At 71.3% G+C, this 5240-nt stretch carries 6 protein-coding genes; all 6 read left to right on the top strand.

Annotated elements, in window-relative coordinates; genetic code table 11:
- Nucleotides 1-272, top strand: a 272-nt coding sequence (locus G6027_RS09660; RefSeq protein WP_182636987.1) for a dihydrofolate reductase family protein, incomplete at its 5' end; no start/stop codon positions are given.
- 25 nt (nucleotides 273-297) lie between these two features.
- Complete coding sequence (locus G6027_RS09665) at nucleotides 298-921, top strand: riboflavin synthase (protein WP_182636988.1); 624 nt, start codon at nucleotides 298-300, stop codon at nucleotides 919-921.
- Nucleotides 922-996: 75 nt separating this feature from the next.
- Nucleotides 997-2253: a bifunctional 3,4-dihydroxy-2-butanone-4-phosphate synthase/GTP cyclohydrolase II gene (locus tag G6027_RS09670; protein WP_182636989.1), complete on the top strand. Its 1257-nt coding sequence runs from the start codon at nucleotides 997-999 to the stop codon at nucleotides 2251-2253.
- Nucleotides 2250-2726, top strand: coding sequence for a 6,7-dimethyl-8-ribityllumazine synthase (ribH, locus tag G6027_RS09675; RefSeq protein ID WP_182636990.1), 477 nt, complete (start codon nucleotides 2250-2252; stop codon nucleotides 2724-2726). Before G6027_RS09670 ends, ribH begins: the two co-directional genes overlap by 4 nt.
- Nucleotides 2723-3226 carry a PH domain-containing protein gene (locus G6027_RS09680; RefSeq protein ID WP_182636991.1) on the top strand — a complete coding sequence of 168 codons (504 nt, stop codon included), beginning with the start codon at nucleotides 2723-2725 and terminating at the stop codon, nucleotides 3224-3226. Before ribH ends, G6027_RS09680 begins: the two co-directional genes overlap by 4 nt.
- A gap of 6 nt (nucleotides 3227-3232) precedes the next feature.
- On the top strand, nucleotides 3233-5240 hold a 2008-nt coding region (gene uvrC / locus G6027_RS09685; protein ID WP_182636992.1), incomplete at its 3' end, for an excinuclease ABC subunit UvrC.

Below are 5240 nucleotides of genomic sequence, written 5' to 3' on the forward strand. Positions count from 1 at the left end.
CCACCCGCGATCCCGCGGAGGCGCTCGAGATGCTCGGCGATGTCCAGCACGTCCTGGTCGAGGGCGGCCCCCGTCTGGCCGGGGCGTTCCTCGCCGCCGGGCTCGTCGACGAGGTCGAGGCCTACCTCGCCCCGATCGTGCTGGGGGACGGTCGGTCCGCCGTCCAGGATGCCGGGGTCGGCACGCTCGCCGGCGCCCACGGCTTCGACGTGCGCGAGACCGCGACCCTGGGACGTGACGTCTACCTCCGCCTGACCAGACGCACCACATGACCACATCCACGAGAGGACCACACTGATGTTCACCGGAATCGTCGAGGAGCTCGGCACGCTGGAATCGGTCGAGACCGTCGGGGACTCCGTGCGCCTGCGGATCCGCGGACCCCTCGTCACGTCGGACGCCCGTCACGGTGAGTCGATCTCCGTCAACGGCGTCTGCCTCACCGTCACGGAGTTCACCGCCGGAGAGGGCTTCGACGCCGACGTCATGGCCGAGACCCTCGACCGCACCGCCCTGGGTGCGCTGAGCCCCGGGGACCCGGTGAACCTGGAGCGGGCGATGCGGGCGGACGCGCGCTTCGGAGGTCACATCGTCCAGGGGCACGTCGACGGGACCGGCGCGGTGATCAGCAGGACCGAGCACGACCAGTGGCACGTGGTGCGCCTGTCGTTGCCGCAGGACCTGGCCCGCTACGTGGTGGAGAAGGGGTCGATCACGGTGTCGGGCACTTCCCTCACCGTCTCGGCGGTCAGTGCGCTCGACCAGACCGAACCGTGGTTCGAGGTCTCGCTGATCCCCACCACGCTGGAGGACACTATCCTGGGTGGCCTGACCCCGGGGGACGCGGTCAACCTCGAGGTCGATGTCCTGGCCAAGTACGTGGAGCGTCTCCTCGGCGGACGCGGTGGCCGGTCCCACTGACCGGATGCGCCATACTTGTGGCCGTGCCCGCGGCCGACGCCCGGGTTTGATGAGTACCGAGGAGAACCCGCAGCAGTGACCACCTTCGACGGCATCGACCGCGCCATCGCCGACATCGCGGCGGGACGAGCCGTGGTCGTGGTGGACAGCGAGGACCGAGAGAACGAGGGCGACCTGATCTTCGCCGCCGAACTCGCGACCCCCGAGCTCATGGGCTTCCTCGTGCGTTATTCGTCGGGGTACGTCTGCGTCGCACTCGAGGCCGAGGACTGCCTCCGCCTGGATCTGCCGCCGATGAGGGCGATCAACGAAGACCGGCACGACACCGCCTACACCGTGACCGTGGACGCCCGGACCGGTGTCTCGACCGGCATCTCGGCCGCCGACCGGGCCCGCACCGCCCGGATGCTGGCCTCCACCGAGGCCGTTCCCGGGGACTTCACCCGCCCGGGTCACGTGGTGCCGCTGCGCGCACGGCCCGGCGGGGTGCTCACCCGTCCGGGTCACACCGAGTCCGCGGTGGACCTCGCGCGCCTGGCCGGCCTGCGACCCGCCGGGGTGATCTGCGAGATCGTGTCCGAGGACGACCCGACCACCATGGCCCGGACCCCGGAGCTGCGGCGCTTCGCCGACGAGCACGGGCTCGCGTTGATCACGATCGAGGCACTGCAGGACTGGCGCCGGGCGCACGAGGTGCAGGTGATCCACGAGGCGGCCGCCCGTATCCCCACCCCGGCCGGGACGCTGACCGCCCACGGATACCGCGACGTCCTCCAGGGAGTCGAGCACGTGGCCATGGTCGCCGGGGACATCTCGGGCGACGAGCCCGTGTCGGTCCGCATCCACTCCGAGTGTCTCACCGGGGACGTCTTCCACTCGCTACGCTGCGATTGCGGTCCGCAGCTCGACGCGGCCGTCGCCTCGGTGTGTGAGGAGGGACGCGGGGTGGTCCTCTACATGCGAGGGCACGAGGGTCGGGGGATCGGCCTGGTACAGAAGCTCCGCGCCTATCAGTTGCAGGACGACGGCCGCGACACGGTGGACGCGAACCTGGACCTCGGTCTGCCCGCCGATGCCAGGGACTTCAGTCTGGCCGCGCAGATGCTGCGCGATCTCGGGGTGACGCGCGTGCGGCTGATGACCAACAACCCCGCCAAGGCCGACGCCCTCCGTGCCGGCGGGGTCGAGGTGGTGGCACGGGTCCCCATGCCCACCGCGGTGACCCCCGAGAACCTCCGGTACCTGCGGACCAAGCGGGACCGGATGGGCCATCTACTCGAGGGCCTGGACGACGGGATAGACCCGGACACGAACGGAGAGGATCGGCGATGAGCGGCACCGGTAGGCCGGAATTGGTGATCCCCGACGCCCGCGGGCTGCGGCTGGGCGTGGTGGCCTCCACCTGGCACGACGAGATCTGCGCGCAACTGATGGACCGGGCCCTCGCGGTGGCCGAGACCTCCCGTGCGGTCGTCACCGTCGCCCGTGTCACGGGGGCCGTGGAGCTCCCGGTGGTCGCCCAGGAGCTCGCGAGGTCACACGACGCCGTGGTGGCCCTCGGGGTGGTCATCCGGGGCTCGACACCGCACTTCGACTACGTGTGCCGCTCGGTGACCGACGGCCTGACCCGCATCGCGCTCGACGAGGCGACACCGGTCGCCCACGGGGTCCTCACCACAGAGAACGAGTCCCAGGCCCGCGATCGCGACGGGCACGAGGGCGCGGCCGAGGACAAGGGCGGGGAGGCGGTCGCCGCCGCGCTCCGTGCAGCCGTCACCCTGCGCGACCTGCGGGCGGGACGATGACCGAGCGTTCGGACGTCGAGCGCCCGGGTCTCGAACACTGGGACTTCGAGCACCGTCCACGTCGACTCCGGATCGCCGTGATCGCGCTGGCGATCCTGATCGTCCTCGCCCACATCGTCTGGGCGGTCGTACTGGTCCGCGACGACACCGGGGTCACCATCGGGATCGCCGACCAACTCGCCTTCGTGGTGATCGGCCTGATCTTCGCCGGCGTCCTGCTCACCCTCCTCCGGATCAGGGTGCGGGTGGGCGAGCAGGGGGTCGAGGTCCGCGGGCCGCTGCGTTCGCGGCTCTGGGGCTGGCACGACGTCGTGGGGATCACGTTCCCCCGGTCCAGCATGTGGCCACGGCTCGAGCTGCCGGCCTACGAGCACGTCGGCGTCTGGGCCATCCTGACCGTCGACGGTCAGGACGCGGTCGAGGCCATGGGCACCATGCGGGAGACGGTCCGCCGGTACAAGCCCTCGGCCGCCGATCCCGAATCCGTCGCCGACCGCTGAGGCGTCGTGGCCGACCCGCGCACCTACCGCCCAGCCCCCGGTTCCATCCCCACGGAACCGGGGGTCTACCGGTTCCGCGACGACCAGGGCCGCGTCATCTACGTGGGCAAGGCCAAGAACCTGCGCAGCCGGGTCGGGTCGTACTTCGCCGACCTCACCCTGCTCCACCCGCGCACCAGACAGATGGTCACCGCGGCCGCGGGCGTCCAGTGGACCGTCGTCTCCACCGAGGTGGAGGCACTCCAACTGGAGTACACGTGGATCAAGAAGTACGACCCCCGCTTCAACGTGCGGTACCGGGATGACAAGACCTACCCGCTCCTCGCGGTGACCGTGGGGGAGGAGTTCCCGCGCGCATTCGTCTACCGGGGGCCGCGGCGGGCCGGAACCCGCTATTTCGGCCCCTACTCCCACGCGTGGGCGATCCGGGACACGCTCGACACCCTCCAACGGGTGTTCCCGGTGCGGTCGTGTTCGGCCGGGGTGTTCAGGCGGCAGGCCCAGCTGGGCCGCCCCTGCCTGCTCGGCTACATCGACAAGTGCGCCGCACCGTGTATCGGCCGTGTGACGGCGGAGGAGCACCGCGAGATAGTCGACGAACTCTGCGACTTCCTCGCCGGCCGGACCGACGTCATCATGAAGCGGATCGAGAAGCGGATGCTCGAGGCGTCCGAGACGATGGACTTCGAGCGCGCGGCCCGGTTGCGGGACGATCTCGGCGCGATGCGGCGGGCCATGGAGAAGCAGGCCGTGGTCCTGGGGGACGGTACCGACGCCGACGTCGTGGGCGTCGAGGCCGACGAACTGGAGGTCTCCGTCCAGGTCTTCCACGTCCGCAACGGGCGCATCCGGGGCCAGCGCGGATGGGTGGTCGAGCACGCGCACGGCGTGGACGCCGACGGCCGGTTCGACCCGGCGCTCGCGGTCCCCGGTGTCGTCTCGGACTACCTCGCCCAGTTCTACGGAGGGGAGGCCGACCTGGCCGGGGCCGCCGAGTCGGGCGCCGATCTCGCCGCCGCCGTGCCACGGGAGGTGCTGGTCCCGGCCCTCCCCGAGGACGCGGAGGAGCTCGCCGACTGGCTCTCCACCCTGCGCGGATCGCGTGTGTCGCTGCGGATTCCCCAGCGCGGCGACAAGCGCTCGCTGGCCGAGACGGTCCGACGCAACGCGGTCGAGGCCCTGACCCAGCACAAGCTGCGCCGCAGCGGTGACCTGACCGCGCGCTCGGCCGCGTTGCAGGAGATCCAGGAGACCCTGGAACTCGACACGGCGCCGCTCCGGATCGAGTGCGTGGACATCTCACACACCCAGGGCACCGACGTCATGGCCTCCCTCGTGGTGTTCGAGGACGGGTTGCCCCGCAAGAGCGACTACCGCCTCTACCGGATCCGCGAGGCGGCCGGCGACGGTCACTCCGACGACGTCGCGAGCATCGCCGAGGTGACCCGCCGACGCTTCCGGCGGCACCACAAAGAGCCGGCGGTGACCCCGGATGACACCGACGGCCCCGTCGACGACCGGGCCGACCCCGACGACGCGGGGGCGGGGAAGTCCACGCCGACCCGCCGATTCGCCTACCCTCCCCAGCTCTTCGTGGTCGACGGCGGCCGACCCCAGGTGGAGGCCGCCGCCGAGGTCCTGGCCGAACTCGGCGTCACCGACGTCCCGGTGATCGGGATCGCCAAGCGACTCGAGGAGATCTGGTTGCCCGGAGAGGAATACCCGGTCATCTTCCCCCGGCACGGTGAGGGCCTGTTCCTCCTCCAGCGTCTACGGGACGAGGCACATCGCTTCGCGATCCGGGCCCACCGGGGAGCCAGGTCCAGGCGGATGACGACGTCGGTCCTCGACGATGTACCCGGGCTCGGACCCTCACGCCGGGCCGCTCTGCTCGAGAAGTTCCCCACCGTGTCCGCGCTCCGGGCGGCCGGGGTCGACGACCTCTGTGCGGTCCCCGGGATCGGCCCCGGGGTGGCGGCCGCGATCCGGGCCACCCTGGGATCCCAGGGCCCGG

Source organism: Dietzia sp. SLG310A2-38A2, from assembly GCF_014145095.1.
Classification (GTDB): domain Bacteria; phylum Actinomycetota; class Actinomycetes; order Mycobacteriales; family Mycobacteriaceae; genus Dietzia.